This window comes from Neorhizobium sp. T25_13, from assembly GCF_002968675.1.
In the GTDB taxonomy this organism is placed as follows: Bacteria; Pseudomonadota; Alphaproteobacteria; order Rhizobiales; family Rhizobiaceae; genus Neorhizobium; species Neorhizobium tomejilense.
On sequence record NZ_PVBI01000001.1, the window covers coordinates 577,489 to 595,683 of the forward strand.

At 62.0% G+C, this 18,195-nt stretch carries 15 protein-coding genes; 10 read left to right on the forward strand and 5 right to left on the reverse strand.

Annotated features, from left to right (window positions below; genetic code table 11):
* The first annotated feature begins 37 nt into the window (after nucleotides 1–37).
* From C5J22_RS02765 to C5J22_RS02800, 8 genes are all read left to right on the forward strand, one after another.
* Nucleotides 38–1,615 carry an ABC transporter substrate-binding protein gene (locus tag C5J22_RS02765; protein WP_105437046.1) on the forward strand — a complete coding sequence of 526 codons (1,578 nt, stop codon included), beginning with the start codon at nucleotides 38–40 and terminating at the stop codon, nucleotides 1,613–1,615.
* Nucleotides 1,615–2,451 (forward strand): creatininase family protein, encoded by an 837-nt coding sequence (locus C5J22_RS02770; protein WP_245440272.1) that lies wholly within the window; start codon nucleotides 1,615–1,617, stop codon nucleotides 2,449–2,451. The genes C5J22_RS02765 and C5J22_RS02770 overlap by 1 nt, the downstream gene beginning before the upstream one ends.
* On the forward strand, nucleotides 2,448–4,100 hold the full coding sequence (locus C5J22_RS02775) for an ABC transporter ATP-binding protein (RefSeq protein WP_105437048.1): 1,653 nt from the start codon (nucleotides 2,448–2,450) through the stop codon (nucleotides 4,098–4,100). The genes C5J22_RS02770 and C5J22_RS02775 overlap by 4 nt, the downstream gene beginning before the upstream one ends.
* A complete protein-coding gene (locus C5J22_RS02780) occupies nucleotides 4,097–4,774 on the forward strand; it encodes an RraA family protein (RefSeq protein WP_105437049.1) in 678 nt (225 codons plus the stop codon). Before C5J22_RS02775 ends, C5J22_RS02780 begins: the two co-directional genes overlap by 4 nt.
* Nucleotides 4,774–6,321 carry a gamma-glutamyltransferase gene (locus C5J22_RS02785; protein WP_105437050.1) on the forward strand — a complete coding sequence of 516 codons (1,548 nt, stop codon included), beginning with the start codon at nucleotides 4,774–4,776 and terminating at the stop codon, nucleotides 6,319–6,321. Before C5J22_RS02780 ends, C5J22_RS02785 begins: the two co-directional genes overlap by 1 nt.
* A gap of 11 nt (nucleotides 6,322–6,332) precedes the next feature.
* Complete coding sequence (locus C5J22_RS02790) at nucleotides 6,333–7,205, forward strand: N-formylglutamate amidohydrolase (RefSeq protein ID WP_105437051.1); 873 nt, start codon at nucleotides 6,333–6,335, stop codon at nucleotides 7,203–7,205.
* A gap of 183 nt (nucleotides 7,206–7,388) precedes the next feature.
* Nucleotides 7,389–9,818, forward strand: coding sequence for a PAS-domain containing protein (locus tag C5J22_RS02795; RefSeq protein WP_105437052.1), 2,430 nt, complete (start codon nucleotides 7,389–7,391; stop codon nucleotides 9,816–9,818).
* Nucleotides 9,819–9,913: 95 nt separating this feature from the next.
* Nucleotides 9,914–11,200 (forward strand): GGDEF domain-containing protein, encoded by a 1,287-nt coding sequence (locus tag C5J22_RS02800; RefSeq protein WP_105437053.1) that lies wholly within the window; start codon nucleotides 9,914–9,916, stop codon nucleotides 11,198–11,200.
* Between the two features lie 22 nt (nucleotides 11,201–11,222).
* Here the strand turns inward: C5J22_RS02800 and C5J22_RS02805 are convergent, their stop codons facing one another.
* Genes C5J22_RS02805 through C5J22_RS02825 form a run of 5 tightly spaced genes read right to left on the reverse strand, consistent with a single transcriptional unit; the run spans nucleotide 11,223 to nucleotide 14,917 of the window.
* Nucleotides 11,223–12,149, reverse strand: a complete 927-nt coding sequence (locus C5J22_RS02805) for a dihydrodipicolinate synthase family protein (protein WP_105437054.1) — start codon at nucleotides 12,147–12,149, stop codon at nucleotides 11,223–11,225.
* Nucleotides 12,150–12,159: 10 nt separating this feature from the next.
* Nucleotides 12,160–13,041: an SMP-30/gluconolactonase/LRE family protein gene (locus tag C5J22_RS02810; protein WP_105437055.1), complete on the reverse strand. Its 882-nt coding sequence runs from the start codon at nucleotides 13,039–13,041 to the stop codon at nucleotides 12,160–12,162.
* On the reverse strand, nucleotides 13,038–13,868 hold the full coding sequence (locus C5J22_RS02815; protein WP_105437056.1) for an NAD(P)-dependent oxidoreductase: 831 nt from the start codon (nucleotides 13,866–13,868) through the stop codon (nucleotides 13,038–13,040). Before C5J22_RS02815 ends, C5J22_RS02810 begins: the two co-directional genes overlap by 4 nt.
* A 45-nt stretch (nucleotides 13,869–13,913) precedes the next feature.
* Entirely contained in the window at nucleotides 13,914–14,633 is a 720-nt protein-coding gene (locus C5J22_RS02820; protein ID WP_105437057.1) for a FadR/GntR family transcriptional regulator, read from the reverse strand.
* Complete coding sequence (locus C5J22_RS02825) at nucleotides 14,633–14,917, reverse strand: hypothetical protein (RefSeq protein WP_105437058.1); 285 nt, start codon at nucleotides 14,915–14,917, stop codon at nucleotides 14,633–14,635. The genes C5J22_RS02820 and C5J22_RS02825 overlap by 1 nt, the downstream gene beginning before the upstream one ends.
* A gap of 195 nt (nucleotides 14,918–15,112) precedes the next feature.
* On the opposite strand from C5J22_RS02825, the gene C5J22_RS02830 reads away from it, so the two are divergent.
* Nucleotides 15,113–17,062, forward strand: coding sequence for an ABC transporter substrate-binding protein (locus C5J22_RS02830; protein ID WP_105437059.1), 1,950 nt, complete (start codon nucleotides 15,113–15,115; stop codon nucleotides 17,060–17,062).
* 141 nt (nucleotides 17,063–17,203) lie between these two features.
* Nucleotides 17,204–18,190 (forward strand): ABC transporter permease, encoded by a 987-nt coding sequence (locus C5J22_RS02835; protein ID WP_105437060.1) that lies wholly within the window; start codon nucleotides 17,204–17,206, stop codon nucleotides 18,188–18,190.
* Nucleotides 18,191–18,195 lie beyond the last annotated feature (5 nt).

Sequence of the window (18,195 nt, forward strand, 5' to 3'; positions counted from 1 at the left end):
GCCGTTCGAACATAAATGAACAAGGGAAGGTGGAACGATGTTTACAAGACGTGAAGTGGGAAGTCTCATTCTCGGAGCGGGGGCGCTGTCGATGGTGGGCAGCCTGCCGAAAGCAAATGCGGCGGACCGGCCGTCGCTCAATATCGCGGTCGACAATCTCTGGGCCAATATGGCGACGATCAACGGCATCTCGACGACGTCGCGCCGTATCTTTCCGAATTTTTACGACAACCTCGTCGACCGCGACTACATCAAGGACGAGAACGGCCTGATCTTCGCACCGAAGCTCGCGACGAAATGGGAGCAGAAGGGCAATATCTGGACCTTCACTTTGCGTGAAGGCGTGAAGTTCCACGACGGCACCGAGATGACGGCGGAAGACGCGGTGTTCACGCTGTCGCCGGAACGTCTCTGGGGCGCAAAACCATTCGAACCGCGCGGCAAGACTTTCACCGCCGGCTTCAAGCGCGTCGAGGCGACCGGGAAATACACGTTCGAGATCGAGACCGAGCGGCCGGACCCGAACATGCCGAGCAAGCTCACCGGCTATATCGGCTTTGTCGTGCCGAAGAAATATTACATGGAAGTCGGCGTCGACGCCTTCGGCCAGAAACCGATCGGCACCGGCCCCTACAAGGTCACGACCTTCCGCTCCGGCGAGATCATGGTTCTGGAAGCCTTCGACGACTATTGGGGCGGCCCGCCGCCGGTCAAGCAGATCTCCTGGAAGATCGTTCCGGAATTCGCCGCCCGCATGGCCGGTCTCGTCTCCAAGGAATTCGACTTCATCGTCAACATTCCGACCGACCAGGAAGCAGCGCTCGAAAAATACCAGGGCGTGACGCTGAAGCGGGTTCTCGCCGACAACTACCCGGCTCTCGCCTTCAACACCCGTCCCGATCCGGAAGACAATCCGCTGGTCGATCCGAACCTGCGCTACGCCATGGTCCAGGCGATCGACATGAACGCGATCGTCCAGGCGCTCTTCAACGGAACCACGGAACACCCGGCAGTTCCGTTCAACTTCAAGGAATACGGCAAATTCTACGACCCGAACTTGCCGGTGAAGCTCCCCTACGACGTGGCGGCCGCCAAGGCGCTCGTCGCAAAGACCAAATACAAGGGCGAGAAGCTGCTGTGGCATATCACTCGCCAGTTTTACCCGAACTACGAAGCCGCTGCCGAAATCATGGTCGAGCAGTGGCGCGAGATCGGCGTCAATGTCGAGGCGCAGATTCTCGACAATTTCGAGCTCGTCTACCGCCGCCCCTATCACATGATGAACATGTCGATGAGTTCGGACTTCATCCCCGGCGACCCCTACCAGCCGCTGTGGCTCGATTGGGGTCCGACGGCATCGCGTTCGACCGCTACATGGAAGACCTGGGACCCATCGCCGGAATTCATCGCACTCGGCAAGAAGTTCGATGCCACCACGGATTTCGAGGAGCGCAAAAAAGCCTATCTCGCACTTTCCGAAGAATGGCAGCGCATCACGCCCGGCTATTATCTCTGGAAGAGTGTCTACAACTGCGCCCACCGCGCCGGCATCGAATTCAAGTTCAAGCCGAACGGCGAAATGCGCATCTACGGCGACTACTTCAAGTTCGTATGATGGCAAGCACACGCAAGCATGCGCTGAAGGACATGACGTTCGCGGAGTTCCGCGAACGTCTTTCCGAAAAACCCGTCATCCTTCTGCCCTTCGGAAGCCAGGAGGAACAGGGACCCCATGCCCCGATGGGCGATTTCATGCTGACCGAAGCGGTGGCGGCAAAGGTGGCGGAAGCCTCCAGCGCGATCGTGGCGCCGATCATCCCCTTCGGTTACGCCGATTTCTTCAAGACCATTCCGGGCGGCATCCAGTTCCGGGCTTCGACATTCTCGGCCGTGGTCGAGGATACCGTGACCGCCTTTCTCGATCACGGCGTCGAGCACATCCTGATCTTGAATGGCCATACCAGCAATGCGCCGCTCTTCGACCAGACGCTTCGCCGCATCCGTGCCGAGCGCGGCGTTTCCGTCGCCTTCATCAATCTCTGGCAGGCGATCCCGGATACGGTCTGGAAAGAGTTGCACGGCTCTTCGGTCGCGGCGGCGCGCGGCCATGGCGGCGATCCGCTGACTTCGATCTACCTGCATCTTTTCCCCGAACTGATGCGGATGGACCTGGCCCGCCCCTCGGTGCGCGAGAAGGCCTTCGGCCTGCCGACCGGGGGCGTCAACAATGTCCAGTTCGAGGGCATGCCGGTGCACGTGCCGCTCAATTGCGACGAGGTGAATGCCGACGGCATGCTCGGCGGCGACCCGCTGCTCGCCAGCGCCGAGAAGGGCGAGAAGATGGTCGAGCATCTCGTCGGCTTCTGCGCCCGGTTCGTGGAGCACCTGCGCCGCTGCGACATGCGCTCGGTGACGGCCTTTTCACCACAAGAAGAAAAGGCGGCCTCATGAACAACGAGCGGCTTTCCATCGAACACCTGAATGTGCCGCTGCCACGCGGCGCCGATCGCGCCTTTGCGGTCGAGGACCTGTCACTGTCGGTCAGCAAGGGTGAGATCCTCTGCATCGTCGGTGAATCCGGTTCCGGAAAATCGCTGACCGCGCTGGCCGCAATGGGGCTCCTGCCCCGCAACCTCGGCAAGCCGGCGGGCAAGGTGATGTTCGAGGGCAAGGACCTGCTCACCCTCGACGAGGCGTCCCGCCGGGACATAACCGGCCGGCGCATCGCGATGATCTTCCAGGAGCCGACGGCGGCGCTCAACCCGATCTTCCGGGTCGGCGAACAGGTGTCGGAGACATTTCGCATCCATACGTCGCTGGGTGGGGCCGAGATCCGCAAGAAGGTGATCGATCTCTTCCGCGAAGTTCAGCTCCCAAATCCCGAGCAGATCTACCATTCCTATCCGCACCAGCTTTCCGGCGGCCAGTGCCAGCGGGTGATGATCGCCACCGCCCTTGCCCTCGATCCTTCGGTGCTGATCGCCGACGAGCCGACCACCGCGCTCGATGTCACCACCCAGGCACAGATCCTCAAGCTGATGCTGGACCTGCGCGCCAAACACGATACCGGCACCATCTTCATCACCCATGATTTCGGCGTGGTCGCCGAGATCGCCGACCGCGTCGCCGTCATGCAGACAGGCAGGCTGGTCGAAATCGGCACGCGCGACGAAATCCTCAACCATCCGAGAGAAGACTATACCCGCCGCCTGCTCGCCGCCGTGCCGACGCTGACGCCACGGAAAGAACGAGAAGGCCTTGGCAAGCCGGTGCTGATCGCCAGGAACATCGTCAAGACATTCGCCCGCTCCGGCCTCTTCGGCGGCGGCCGCTCAGTAAAGGCGGTGGACGGCGTCGATATCACCATCCGCCGCGGCGAAACGCTGGGCCTGGTCGGCGAGTCCGGTTCCGGCAAGTCGACGCTGGCGCAATGCGTCATCCGCCTCGTGCAGCCGGAAAGCGGCGACGTCCTGATTTCAGGCGGCGATTTCGCCGGCCTCAATGGCAAGGCGCTGCGCGAGGCCCGCCGCAAGGTGCAGATCGTCTTCCAGGATCCGTACACTGCGCTCGATCCGCGCCAGAAGGTCGGCGATTCCATTGCCGAGGGGCCGGTCATCCACGGCCTCGACCGCAAGGCGGCGATGGCCCGCGCGCTCGACCTGCTCGAAGCCTGCGGCCTCGACCGTGCCTCGGCGACCCGTTTCCCGCACGAGTTCTCCGGCGGCCAGCGGCAGCGCATCTGCATCGCCCGCGCGCTCGCGGTCGAGCCGGAACTGCTGATCGCCGACGAAAGCGTCTCTGCCCTCGACGTCTCGGTGCAAGCGCAGGTGTTGAAACTGCTGGCCGACATGCAGGAGAGGCTTGACTTCGGCATCCTGTTCATCACCCACGACCTGCGCGTCGCGAGCCAGATCTGCGACAATATCGCGGTGATGCGCAACGGACGGATCGTCGAACGGGGCGATCCCGCCTCGCTGTTCGGCGCGCCGAAGGAAACCTACACGAAGGAACTGCTCGCCGCCGTGCCCGGCAGGGGCTGGCAGCGTCACGCCCGTGAAACCGAGGCCGGGACGGCAAAATCCCGGGAGGAAACCCCATGAAGAAATATCACATCGGCAGCATGCCGAAACAGGTCGACCCGGAACTCATCGCCAGGTTCGAAAGCGTCGAGGTGGCGACCATCGGCCATTTTCGCCATCGCGGTTTCGTGCATCAATCGATTTCCCCCGTCGTCGAGCCGGGCAGGACGCTGGTCGGCACGGCGGTAACGGTGGCGATCCCGGCGACCGACTCCACCCTCCTCCATCACGCGATCGGCTTCATTCGCCCGGGCGATTTCCTGTTCGTCGACAGGCTGGGCGACGATCGCCACGCCTGCATCGGCGGCGGCGTCGCCTTCGCGATCAAGACGGCCGGCGCCATCGGTGTTGTGCTCGACGGTCCCTGCACCGACGTGGAGGAAATCCTCGAACTCGATCTGCCGTTCTGGTCACGCGGCGTCTCCGGCATCACCACACGGCTCAACGATCTCGGCGGCTCGCTCAACCTGCCGATTTCCTGCGGCAACGTTCCGGTCTTGCCGGGCGATATCGTGGTTGCCGATGCAAGCGGCGTCGTGGTGATCCCGGTCGATGAGGCCGAAGACGTCATCGAGGAGGCAATCGCGCGTCAGGCACGGGCGGGCCGCAACAAGGACAAGATCGCAGCCGGCGAGAAGCTGGGCGATCTCTCCGGTGCCAGCCGTCTGGTTGCCGCTGCGCTGGAGCCGAAATGATGGAAAATCCGCAATACAATCATCTTCGCGTCGAGCGCGGTATCTACCGCAAGATCGCCGGCGTCAGCGAGCGCGGCGTCGTCACCTCCCAGCACTACGCGGCGGCCGAGGCTGGGGCGGCGGTCCTGTCAGCGGGCGGCAATGCCGTCGACGCTGCCGTGACCGCCGCCTTCACCTTGCAGACCGTCGAACCCTGGATGACCAGTCTGGCGGCCTGCGGCTACATGCTGGTCGCCCAGCCGGACGGAACGGTCGAGGTCGTCGAATTCACAGGCCGCGTGCCTTCGTATTTTGATGAGGAATTCTACAGGCCCGATCCCAGCATCAGGACCTTCATCGGCCACCCGGCATCGATCGACAACCGCAATGTCCGCGGCTTTACCGCGGCCGTCGTGCCCGGATGCGTGCGCGGCTTCGCTGAAGCGCTGAAGCGTTACGGTACGATCGGCTTCGACCGGGCGCTGACCCCGGCGATCGAGCGTGCCCGCAAGGGCATGTATGTCGACTGGCACACGACGCTGGCGATCGCGATCGCCGAGGGCGAGCTCGCCATGGATCCCGGCACCCGTTCGATCTTTCTCCCCAGTGGCCACGCGCCGGAGCCTGGAGTAACGCTGCCTCTCGAGCAGCTCGCCAGGACGCTGGAGCAGCTGGCGAACGAAGGCCCGGATTCGCTCTATGGCGGCGCGATCGGCGAGAAGCTGGTCGCCGACCTCAATGCCGGCGGCAGCTCGATCACCCTGGAGGACTTGGCCAATTACGCGCCCCTCCTCTATCCATCCCGGACCATGCCATTGCAGGGCAAAACCGTGCATGTGGCGGGGGAAACCAGCGCCGGCCAACGGCTCTTCGACGCGCTCGATCACTTCGACAGGACGCGCGGCAAAGGCCCGGTCGACGCTGGTTTCTTTACAGCCATGGCCCAAGCCCTCTGGGAGAGTTTCGGCGCCCATCGCAAACGCCTCAACCCGGCCGAGACGACCAACAAGACCAGCACGACGCAGGTCAACGCGGTCGATTCCGAGGGCCGGATGGTCGCGATCACCTTCACGCTGCTCAACCGGTTTGGCGCCCGCGCCCTGTCGCCATCGACGGGCATCCTGCTCAACAACGGCATGTCCTGGTTCGACCCGACCCCCGGCCGCGCCAACTCGCTGACGCCGAACGCCTATGCGCCGAGCAACATGTGCCCGGTGGCGATCACCGACGAGAACGGCGCATTCGCGGCTTTCGGTGCCGCCGGCGGCAACCAGATCGTGCCGTCGCTTGCCCAGCTCACCGGCATGATCCTGCATGCCGGCCTCGACATCGAGGAGGCAATGAACATGCCGCGCATGACGACCGGCCCGCATAACGACATCATCGTCAATGTCGACATGCCCGCCGACCAGATCGAGGCGCTCGAAAGGATCGCCACGGTGAAACCCGCCGCAGCGGTCGTCTATCCTCGGCCCTTCGCCGCTCCCGGCATGGTGGGGAGGCGCGGCAATGCCTTTATCGGCATGCCCGACATCACCTATCCGGCCGCCTACGCCGCCACAGCCTGAACGAGACCAAGATGACAGAGCTGACTTTCGCCCCGGTCGATATCGATGGCGTTCTCAAGATCATTCCGCCGACAGCACCGGCCGTACCGCTGGTGTTCGACTCTCCCCATAGCGGCCTGACATTGCCGGATTTCGAGCGCACCGTTTCCGACGAACTGGTGCGCGTCGCCGCCGACACCCATGTGGACGACCTCTTCGGCTTTGCTCCGTCGATCGGCGCGCCGCTGCTGATCGCGCATTTTCCGAGGAGTTTTCTCGACCTCAACCGGTCGCTGAAGGATGTCGACCTGGAAATGGTCGAGGGCGAGTGGCCGCATCCGGTCCGTGACAGTGCCTCGGCACGCCGCGGCATGGGCATCACCTGGCGTTACGCCTGGGGTGACACGCCAATGTATGGTCGCAAGTTGGCGGTGAAGGAGCTGGAAGACCGCATCGATACCTATTGGCGGCCCTACCACCGCGAGCTGGTTCGGCTGCTCGATGAAACCCATGCGGCCTTCGGCAAGGTCTATCACGTCAACTGCCACTCTATGCCGGCAATCGGCCATGTGCTCTCGCCCGATCCGGCCGGCACCGTCCGCAAGGACATCGTGGTCGGCGACTACGAAGGCGTGTCGAGCGAACCGGATTTCGTGAAACTCGTGGTCGAGACGCTGGAAGGGTTTGGCTATTCGGTGTCGCTGAATGTGCCCTTTAAGGGCGCCGAGCTGGTTTCGGCCTATAGCTCGCCTGGAAAGAACCGCCACAGCATCCAGATCGAACTCAACCGCAAACTCTACATGGACGAGGATACCCGCGAGAAAATCACCGGTTATGACGAGCTGAAAGTCAATCTCGCCAGGCTCGGCACGGTCATGCGCGACTACGTCATGCACAAAAGCTGAGGGGCGCCAGGCGCCGCCGGGTCCCGCAACAGCGCGCATAAGCTCTCCTTAACGCTCAATACGTATTGTGGGGCGTGCAACAGGCCAGCGCGGAATGGTAGGCGACCTTCATTGACGACAGCGGTTCCCCTTCGATTACATTCATCGTCGCTGCCCGCGGCTCCGGACGGCCGGGCCGCTCCGATGCTGGTCGCCCAGAACATCGCTCATCGACGCACGACTGTTCTCGTCATAGGCACCGATGCGGCCAAGCTGAATCTCCGTCAGCTTCCGGCAGAAAACATCGAACTCTCGGTGGTTTCAGCATCCGACGGCCGGGAGAACCTCCAAACAATCGTGGAGGCGTCACAGCCCCACCTGATCCTGCTCGACATTCAATTCGCAGACCTGTGCGGCATCCAAATCTGTCGCCAGCTGAAACACAGCTCAGTGACGTCTGAAATACCGGTGATCCTGGTCACTGCCGAGGGCGATATCGACGGAAGGACCGCTGGCTTCGAGGCCGGTGCTGCTGACTGTGTCTCAAGCACGATCGACAGCCGGGAACTTGGTGCGCGCGTCAACACACAACTCGCGTCGAGCCGCAGTCGCAAGCAGGTTCTGAGCCAGGACGAACAGCTTCGGACCGCACTCGCCAGCATGAGCCAGGGCGTTTGCCTCTTCCATGCGGACGGTACATTGGCCCTGTCCAACCGTCGCTACGCCGAGGTTTACGGGGTCGATCCAGCCTTGATCCATCCCGGGCAGTCGCTCGAAGACATCATCAAGTTGAGGGACGAAGTCGGAGCCGTTCCGAAGATGTCCATGGAGGAATACCTCGAATGGGCGCAGGACACGAACGCCGGTGCTTCGTCGCAAGTCTGGGTTAAGGAACTTAAATCGGGCAAGGTCATCCGGGGCTGTCATCAGCGTACGGCTGACGGCGGATGGGTATCGACGCATGAGGACGTTACCGAGGCGCGATTGGCCGAACGATCTCTTGCTGAAGCTCATGCGCAGGCTGAGCGCGCAGAGCAGGAGGCAAGAGCCGCCCATGCGCGCCTGCTGGCCGCCTTCGAAGTCGTCCCGGAAGGCTTGGCATTGTTCGATGAAGATGATCGATTTGTGATGTGGAACCGCCGCTACGAGCAGCTTTACGCCGATAGCGGTGCTCCCCTCGTCAAGGGCATGGGTTTCGAGGACAGACTTCGCAGCGGGCTGCAGCGTGGCCAGTATCCCGACGCGATCGGCCGTGAGGAGGAATGGCTGGTCGATCGATTGGCTCGTCACGCGGAGCCAAAGAGCGCCCACGAGCAGCGCCTGCCGGGGAACCGATGGGTCCGGATAGAGGAACGACGCGTTTCGGGCGGCGGAAGCGTGGGGATTCGCGTCGACATCACGGATCTCAAGATGCGCGAGGCTTCCTTCCGGCTATTGTTCGAAGGAAACCCTCTGCCGATGTGGGTTCAGGACCGGGAGAGCCTTCAATTTCTCGACGTCAACCAGGCGGCTCTTGATCACTACGGTTATGATCGCGACCTTTTTCTTTCCATGACACTCCTGGACATCCTTTCACCGGAGGACCGGGAAAGAATGAAAACCGCGGTCCCGGGTGCGGAGCGTGTGAGCGACGCCAATCGTTCTCAGCAGCATCGGACGGCTTGTGGAGCCGAAATCGAGGTCTTTATCTATTCCAGCCAACTTGCCTTCGACGCCCATCCGGCGTCACTGATTGCCGCAGTCGACGTCACCGAGCGAAAACGTGCGGAAAGGGCACTGCTTCAGCATCGCGACGATCTGGAGGAAACAGTGCGCAGCAGGACCGCAGAAATTGCCCGTCAGGCTGCGGAACTGGAACGGATGCTCGATCAAGAGCGGCAGGTCAACGAACTGCAGCGGCAATTCGTCTCCATGGCGTCTCACGAATTCCGGACGCCGCTTTCGATCATCGACGGCGCGGCACAACGTCTCGTTCGCCGCAAGAACGCGGTGACATCGGAATTCATCGGTGAGAAGACGGAGCAGATCCGCAGCGCGGTTTCGCGAATGCTGGAACTGATGGAGAGCATTCTCGCGGTTGGCCGCCTGGATCACGGCCACATCGACATCGTCCGCAAGCCATGCGCACTGGGCGACATGATCAGGACCTGCAGTGCGCGGCAGGAAAGCATACGTAAATCGCACCGGTTCCTGCTCGATCTGGAGCGGCTTCCCTTAACGATTTACGGCGACGGTGCGGCGCTGGAGCAGGTATTCACCAATCTCTTCTCGAATGCGGTAAAGTACGCGCCGGACTCTCCAGACGTCTATGTCACGGGGCGGCAGCAAGACGACTGTGTCCAGATTACCGTTCGCGACGAGGGCATAGGCATCGACGCCGACGACTTGCCCAAGATGTTCGGGCGCTACTTCCGGGCGAGAAGTTCGTCCGGCATCGCCGGGACGGGTATCGGCCTCAACCTGGTGAAACAGGTGGTCGAGTTGCATCACGGCGAAATTCACGTGGACAGCGTCAAGGGTGAAGGAACCGTATTTACAATCAAGCTGCCGATCGCGACGCCCGAGCAAACGGAGAAGGACGCAGGCCAGACGTTGACCGACCAGATGGATCTACCGATCGAGGTCCAGACGTAAAAGTAACAACACGCGGCTCGAAGTGATTGCGGACCCGGCTGTGATCGGTTCATCGGCCGTCTTGTCCCCAATCATCTAGGCCCTAGATCCGGCACATGGACGCTGAGCGAATCACAGGTTCTACCAAATCAGCAAGCCCGTCTTCGCGGAAACCTCTCCAGAGGCCGAGACCGGCCAGTGTGGAACAAGTCGAGCGCCTACTGGGTGGGCGAACGCGGAATATCCGGCTCAACGGGGAGCTGGCCCGGCTTTTTCGCGAACGCTCCTGGCCGCAGACTGCCAAGATCATCCGCGCGTGGATGATTTGGGTCAGCGTACTCGACGTCCTGACGTTGGGCCTCTACGCGATCCTGCTTCCGACCGAAACCGTGATGTCGATGCTTTGGCCGGCATCCATCCTTCCCCCCGCAGCTCTCGTCGCGGCGGTGGTGTTTCTCCGGCCGCACGCTTTGTGGCTGCAGGGAGTTTTCCTTCTCTCGGCTGTCTTTTTCATCCTCCTGTCCGTAGCCCTGGTGGGCGTCAGCGCCGGTGGAGAGTTTTATGAACGCCATCTGACCATCATGCTTTTTGTGGCCGTCACTGCCATCATCATATTCCCCATACTGCTTGGCTGGGCCATGGCGATCGGTGCTTCGGCCCTTGGTATCTACCTCGTGTTTCAACTGCACAATCCAGGTATCGAGGTGGGCAGTGCTCTGGCCAGCGCTCTGTTTTTCGCGAGCGGCGTCGCAGCAACCATCGTTGCCCGACGCACCGCAACGATCCTGGCTCACAAGAGCTTCTTGCTCGAGTTGCGAGACCGAAGTCGCCTCGCCGAGCTTGCTGACGCCAATTCCCAGCTGGAACTGCTTGCACGAACCGACCCGCTGACAGGCGTCGCCAACCGGCGCTCGATGATGGAAACGCTCTATCGTTTCTGGAACGAGGACCTAACACGAACCAGAGGCGCGGCGATGCTGATGTGCGATGTAGATGACTTCAAGCGCCTCAACGATAGTCTCGGGCATGCCGAAGGCGACCGCTGCCTGGTAAAGGTTGCCGGCATCATTCAAAGCAGCATGCGAGACGAGCGGGACGAGGTCGCCCGTTACGGTGGCGAAGAGTTTCTCGTCTTCCTCCCGGGCGCTGATGAACGGGAGGCCAGGATTGTCGCCGAAAGAGTTCGCAGCCGCGTAGAAGCGGCGTCGCTTCCAAACCCCACCTCCCGCGTCGTTCCTTATGTCACGGTCAGCATCGGGGTAGCGGCGCTGCTGCAGGACCGCGAACCCGTCTCGGCGGAGCATCTTCAGCGCCAGGCGGATGCCGCGCTCTACCTTGCCAAGAAGGCCGGCCGGAACTGTCTGATACTCCATGCTCCAGAGACCGGCAAAACCTCCGATTGAACCTGCTCCGCTCGAGCCGACTTCAATAGCCGGATGCTCGGCTCATCAGGGATCGCCATTGGCCGAGCGTTTCGGTCAATTTTATCCGGTCGTCCGGAGCGAGCCGCGGCAGGCCGGGAACCCGCACTTCGCCGACCGAAATGCCAAGCTCTATTTCCACGGCTTCCTTGACGACCGTGACGTTTGCGCCGTTGCGGTATTGCGTGCGCATCCGCTCGAAGGGCTCGATGATGTCGATCATGCGTCGAGCCTCCTGATAATCCCCGGCCTCAAGTGCTGCATGAATCGCCAGCGAAATTTGGGGCGCGACATTGACGAGACCGGACGTGAATCCCCGGGCGCCGGCAGCGGTGAAGGCTGGCGCCCAGCTTTCCGCCAGCCCGCAAATGAACAGCGCGTTGCCCGCAGCGGATGCCGCGACGACCCGAGATAAAAGCAGGATGTCGGTCGTCGCGAACTTGATGCCGGCGATGTTCGGATGAGCCGCGAGCCGCAGCATGTCGTCAAGGCTGAAACCATCCGCCCTGACATAAGCGACCATCGGCAGCAGGGACGCATCGGCGAGATTGCGGAAATAATCGATCTGGGCGGCGGGCGCTGCGAAAGGATCGACCGGCTGATGCGACATGACGGCGGAGGCACCGATCGTCTTCGCCGTCCTTGCCATGGCAATCGCCTCTCGCAACGAGCGGCCTACGGCAGCCGTCACCGGCGCCTTGCCATCGACGCCCGCCACTGCCGCTTCGGTAACGACCGTGATTTCCGCCGGAGTGAGCGCATAAAATTCACCGGTATTGCCGGCCGCGACGATATTGTGGATGCCGGCTTTCGCCACCCGCGCGTAAATCGCACGGGTGACACCGATGTCGACCTCGCCATCCGCTCCGTAGGCGGTGATCGGTACGCCGGAAATGCCGGTCAGGATTTCGCGGAATGTCAGGATATCCATAAGCTTTTCCTCAGATTGCGAAGCGATGAACAGGCGTGCCGCGGACCCCCGGCTCGAAGGCGTAGATCGTGCCGTCTTCGAAGGTACCGTTGTTGTCGGTGGAGAGCGTGGTCACGTAGAGAGTAGCGAGATCGGGTCCGCCGAAGCAGGGCATGCTCGGCCCCTTGGCGGGCATCAGATAGGCCTCGACAACCGTTCCATCCGGCGAGATGCGGTTGAGCCGTCCCCCCTGCTGGCCGGCGATCCAATAAAATCCATCGGCATCCACGGCGGCACCGTCCGGCCGTCCTTCTTCCGGTGTGAAGTCATGCAGGCGGCGAGGAGGACCTGTGACGCCGCACGCGGGATCGAAATCGAAGATCTGGGCGTAGAGCCCACTGCTGTCGGAATGGTACATCGCCCGCCCATCCGGGCTCCAGGCGATACCGTTGGAGGTCATCAGGTCGCCATCGATCACCGTGTCGAACGACCCGTCCGGCTTCACCCGGTAAAGGCGGCCATTGCCCGTCTGCGGTATCGCCTCGTCGCGGGTACCGACCCAGAAGCAGCCGTCCGGCCCGGCCTTTCCGTCGTTGAGCCGACTGTCCGGCCGGCCGCCATCCGGGTTGCAAAGCAGTTTCATCGAACCTGTTTGAGGGTTCAGCAGGTATACGCCGCTTTCCAGCGCCACCGCGACTTCGCCATTCTCACAAAGAGCCAGGCAGCCGATCTTCGCCGGCATCTCGAACCGATCAACGGCGCCGCCGGCCCGCAGGCAGATTGCCGCGGGTGCGAGGATGTCGACGAACCAGAGATCGCCGGTGCGCGCGTCCCAGGTGGGAGATTCTCCGACCTTAAGGGGAAAATCGATGACGCGGCGAACCTTCGGTGTGATGATCTTTGTTTCGCTCATCGCGCAGTCTCCGTGAATACGATCAGTCCGTTCTCGTCCCGGAGCCGGATTGTCCCGTTGTGCTGAGGGTCGCAGAAACCTCCGCCCTGGAAGAATGCGGCAACCGGGCTTTCATCCACCGGCTCGAGGCGCAGATGATCGCGCGAGAAATCCTGTGGCCGGTAGCCGAGCCGCTCGGCAAGTTCATCCTTCCACCAGCCGGCATCGTTGCGCGACATGCCGTAGACGACCGCGGCAGCGATGTCGGGATGGGTGAGGCCGATCTTCACGAGCTGGAACAGGTCGCGCGGGCTGATCCAGATCGCCGCCGCCCGGTCGCTGTTCGGATAGGGACCGGCATTGCCGATGCGGATCGACAGCGTGCGGATATCCGCCTTGTCGTAATAAAATCCGGCGACCATCTCGCCCCAGCATTTCGACAGGCCGTAGCGCGTGTCGGGCCGCGGCACGTCGAGGGGCGTGATCGTCTGCGAACGGGGATAGAAGCCGGTCGCGTGGTTGCTGGACGCAAAGACGACGCGGTTCGTGCCGTTGGCGCGGGCGGCATCGTACAGATTGTACGTGCCAAGAATATTGCTCTGCAGCATGTCGCCGATATCGGCCTCGCGGGGAAGCCCGCCGAGGTGAATGACGCCGTCCACGCCCTCGAGTGCGGCAAGCATAGCGTCTGCATCCGCCAGATCGCCCTCGAAGAAGCTTTCGTTCGACGCGAGTTCTTTCGCCGGCCTGATGTCGATCAGCCTGATGTGTTCCGCCTCGGGGCGCAGAAATCCCCGAAGCTGCGTGGCGATATTGCCCGCGCCACCTGTTATCGCAATCCGTTTCAACACCCCTCCTCGCGATGCCTCGCATCGCATGAAATCGAAGGTCTCCTAGCCTCCCACGCCCTGGAACATGCGGGCGCGCGCATTCAGTATATGGTTCTTCATGGCGTCATGGGCCGCCGTTTCCCGCCGTGCCAGGATCGCCTCCACGATCGCCTGATGCTCGTCCTGCACGTGTCGCACATGCAGAGGCGTCCGCTTCAGGCTGAGGCTGCGGGTCACCGACATGCCGATCGAAAAATGTGGCCTGAACCAATCGCGGACAGTGACGTGGAACTGGTTGCCGGTCGCCGCGGCGATGGCGTCGTGCAGGTACTGGTCCTCTTCCGCACCGAGTTCGCCGATTTCCAGACAGTGTTCGAGGGCAGCAAGCGCCGCAAGGATACGGATCCTGTCATTGGCCTGCCAGTTGCGGGCCGCCAGTTCTGCCGCCTCCGCCTCAAGTCCGGCGCGGAACTCGAAGAACCGTTGCACGTCGGCAAGCGATCCGACCGGAACCTGCCTCAGCACCGACGAGTCCGGCCGCTGCCGCACATAGGAGCCGGATCCCTTGCGAGACACGATCAACTGATCCCTGCGAAGCCGCTCCAGGGCTTCGCGCACCACGGGCCGCGATGCCCCGAACATGACTGCAAGGTTCGGCTCCGAGGGAAGGCGCTCGTTGATGGGAAAACGGCCGTCGGCGATCATGCCTACGATCTTCTCGTAGATGATGTCGCTGAAACGAGGCTCCGCCTTGGCGGCCGCTATCACGCCCGACTGGTTCATCAACGTCCCTTTTCACGTCTCCATTCGCGAAACGCCTGCTCGGCTTTGGCTTCCGGCGGATAAAGCCCGAAGATGCCCTCGCCCGCCCTCACGCGTTCTCCGACGAAATCCTCGAAAACGGTCTGCTCGAAGGCTCCAGGCCCGACAAGGCGCGGAGCGCCTTTGTTGATCTTGTGCACGTTGCGAATGAAGACGTTCCGCAGGCCGTCCTTCAGAAGCACCGACGTCAGCGTGGCCGTCGAGACGCTCTTCAATTTTTGGCGCGAGTCTTCGCTGAAAGTCATGCGTCTCCTCCCTGTCGACATGGCTCTTTTTAACCAGCAGTATGTAACCTGTAAAAATCTGTCAATACTTGTAATCATCTGAAAACCTGCTTATGGTCGTTTCAGCCGATGGGATGGAGGTCCTCGGCGGTCGTGGCGGTAGGGAACCTGCCATCGATCGCCTTTCAGGTCGGCGGTTCATTTGGGAGGAAATTAATGCGCGACGACGAAAATATGTCTTCCGGCGTTACCCGCCGGACGTTCCTCGCAGGCGTTGGCGGGGCGGTTGCCCTGTCAGTTGCGGGCGGCAGCGCCAGCGCGGCTGCGACCAAGGAGGCGCCGCAGCTTGCGGCCCTCGTCAAGGACGGCAAGCTTCCGCCGCTTGCCGAACGTCTTCCGAAGAACCCGATGGTCGTAAAGCCCTGGGAAAAAATAGGTACCTACGGCGGCACGCTGCGGCGCGGCCTTCGCGGCTCGTCTGACCATAACGGTATCCTGCGCATGGTCGGCAACCAGGGCCTAGTACGCTGGAACATGGACTTCACGCAGGCTCTGCCGAATCTCGCGGAGAAGTGGGAAGTCAATGCGGATGCTTCGCAGTTCACCTTCCACCTATTGAAGGGTGTGAAGTGGTCGGACGGCCATCCGTTCACGGCCGACGACGTGGTGTTCGCCATCGAGGATGTCGTCAAGAACAAGGAACTCTACAGCTCGACGCCGGCGCAGATTTCCGTGGCAGGCAAGCCGGTCGTGGTCGAAAAGATCGACGACTACACCGTCAAGTTCACCTTCGCCGCAGCCAACGCGCTTTATCTGGAAAACCTTGCGACCCCGCTCGGCCAGCATCCGACGCTGTTCGCCAAGCACTACTGCAGCAAGTACCTGCCGAAATATAACCCGAACCTCGACGCGGACGTGAAAGCGGCCGGTTCGTCGAGCTGGCCGGACCTCTTCCGCTCCAAGTGCGGCGACATCGAAATTCCGCAGCGCTGGGGCAATGCCGAGAAGCCGGTGCTCGATCCCTGGATGATCAAGGAGGCCTATTCCGGCGGCGCGACCCGGGTGCTTATGGTTCGCAATCCTTACTTCTGGCAGGTCGATACCGAGGGCAACCAGCTGCCCTATGTCGACGAGCTGAATTTCGGCATCTCGCAGGACGTCGAGTCGCTGATGCTCAACGTCATCTCCGGCAAAATCGACATTCAGGAGCGTCATATCAACTCGCTCGCGAACAAGCCGACGCTGTCGCAGAACATGAAGAAGGGCGATTACCGCCTGCTGTCGCTCGTGCCGTCGGCGGCGCAGCAGTGCTCGCTCTACCTCAACATGACCCACAAGGATCCGGTGCTGCGGAAGATCTTTGCAGACAAGTCGTTCCGCCAAGCCCTGTCGATGGGCATCAACCGCCAGGAAATCATCGACATCGTCTACTTCGGGCAGAGCGAGGGCTACCAGACCGGCCCGCGCCCCGGCCACCCGTGGTATCACGAGAAGCTGGCACGGCAGTTCACCGAATTTGCGACGGACAAGGCCAATGCCATGCTCGACAAGGCTGGCCTCGACAAGAAGAATGCCAACGGCATCCGTCTCCGGCCTGACGGCCAGCCGCTCTTCTTCGCGGTCGACGTCATCCCGACGCTCTATCCCGACCTCGTCGACGTGCTGGAACTGGTGAAGGCGCATTGGGCGAAGATCGGTATCAGCATGAAGGTCAACACCATCGAACGCGCGCTCTATTATACGAGAGGCGACGACAACGCCCATGATGCGCAGGTCTGGCCGGGCCCCGGCGGCCTCGACCCGATGCTCGATCCGCGCGACTTCTTCGCCTTCCATCCGCAGGGATCGCGTTACGCCATTCCGTGGACGCTCTGGTACACGTCCAACGGCGCCAAGGGCGAAGAGCCCCCGGAAAGCCAGAAGAAGCGCTTCAAGCTCTATGACGAAGCTCGTTCCACGGCCGATGTCAACAAGCGCGGCGCGATCATGAAGCAGGTCTTCGATATCGCTGCGGAAGAATTCGAAGTCATGGGGATCTGCCTCGCTGTGGGCGGCTTCGGCGTGATCCGCAACAACCTGCGCAACGTTCCGGAAAAACAGCCGGACAGCTGGTCCTGGCCGAACCCCGGCCCGGCCCTGCCGCAGCAGTTCACATTCACGAGCTGAGCGGGCACGAGCTGATTTACTCCAACTGTGCCGCCGCCCGACCGGCGGCGGCACCCTTCCGGTCCCATTGCATCACCTGCCCGAACGACGGTCGAAGGCTTTCGTATAGGCATGCTATGCAATCCGAATTGCGAGCTTTGCATGCTGAAATTTATCATCAAACGTCTGCTATGGATGATACCGTCGCTGTTTGCGGTAAGCTTCCTCGCCTTCGTTCTCATCCAGCTTCCGCCGGGCGACTTCGTCACCACCTATATCGCGACCCTTGCCTCTTCCAACGAAGTGGTCGATCAGAACACCGCAGCCGCACTGCGCGAGCGGTTCGGCCTCGACCAGTCCATGCTGGTGCAATATCTGAAATGGGTCTGGGGAATTCTTTCCCGCGGTGATTTCGGCATCTCGTTCGAGTGGCAGCAACCGGTTTCCGGCCTTATCTGGGAGCGCATGGCGCTGACCCTGGTCCTCGCGCTCGCAAGCCTGCTCGCCACCTGGGCGATCGCGCTGCCGATCGGCGTCTATTCGGCGGTGAAAAAATATTCGATCGGCGACTATGCATTCACGGCCTTCACGTTCTTCGGCCTGTCGATCCCGTCTTTCCTGTTGGCGCTGGTGCTGATGTATGTCGCTGCCGTCGAGTTCGGCGCGGATGTGGGCGGCCTTTTCTCACCGGAATACGAGACGGCGCCCTGGAGCATCGCCAAGACGCTCGACCTTCTGTCGCGTCTGTGGCTGCCGGTGGCGATCCTCGCGGTGTCTTCGACTGCGAGCCTCATCCGCGTCATGCGCGCCAACATGCTGGACGAGCTGCCCAAACCTTACGTCACGACTGCTCGTGCCAAGGGGCTCTCGGAGTTCCGGCTGCTGATCAAATACCCGCTGCGCATCGCCCTCAACCCGTTCATCTCGACGATCGCCTGGCTTCTGCCCAACCTGATCTCCGGCTCGGTCGTCGTGGCGATCGTGCTCAACCTGCCGACAGCGGCGCCCCTGCTTCTCCAGGCGCTGATGGCGCAGGACATGTATCTCGCAGGCGCCTTCGTGCTCCTGATCTGCGCTCTCACGCTGATCGGCTCGCTGATCAGCGACATCCTGCTTGCGCTGGTCGATCCGCGCATCCGGCTCGAATAGGAGAC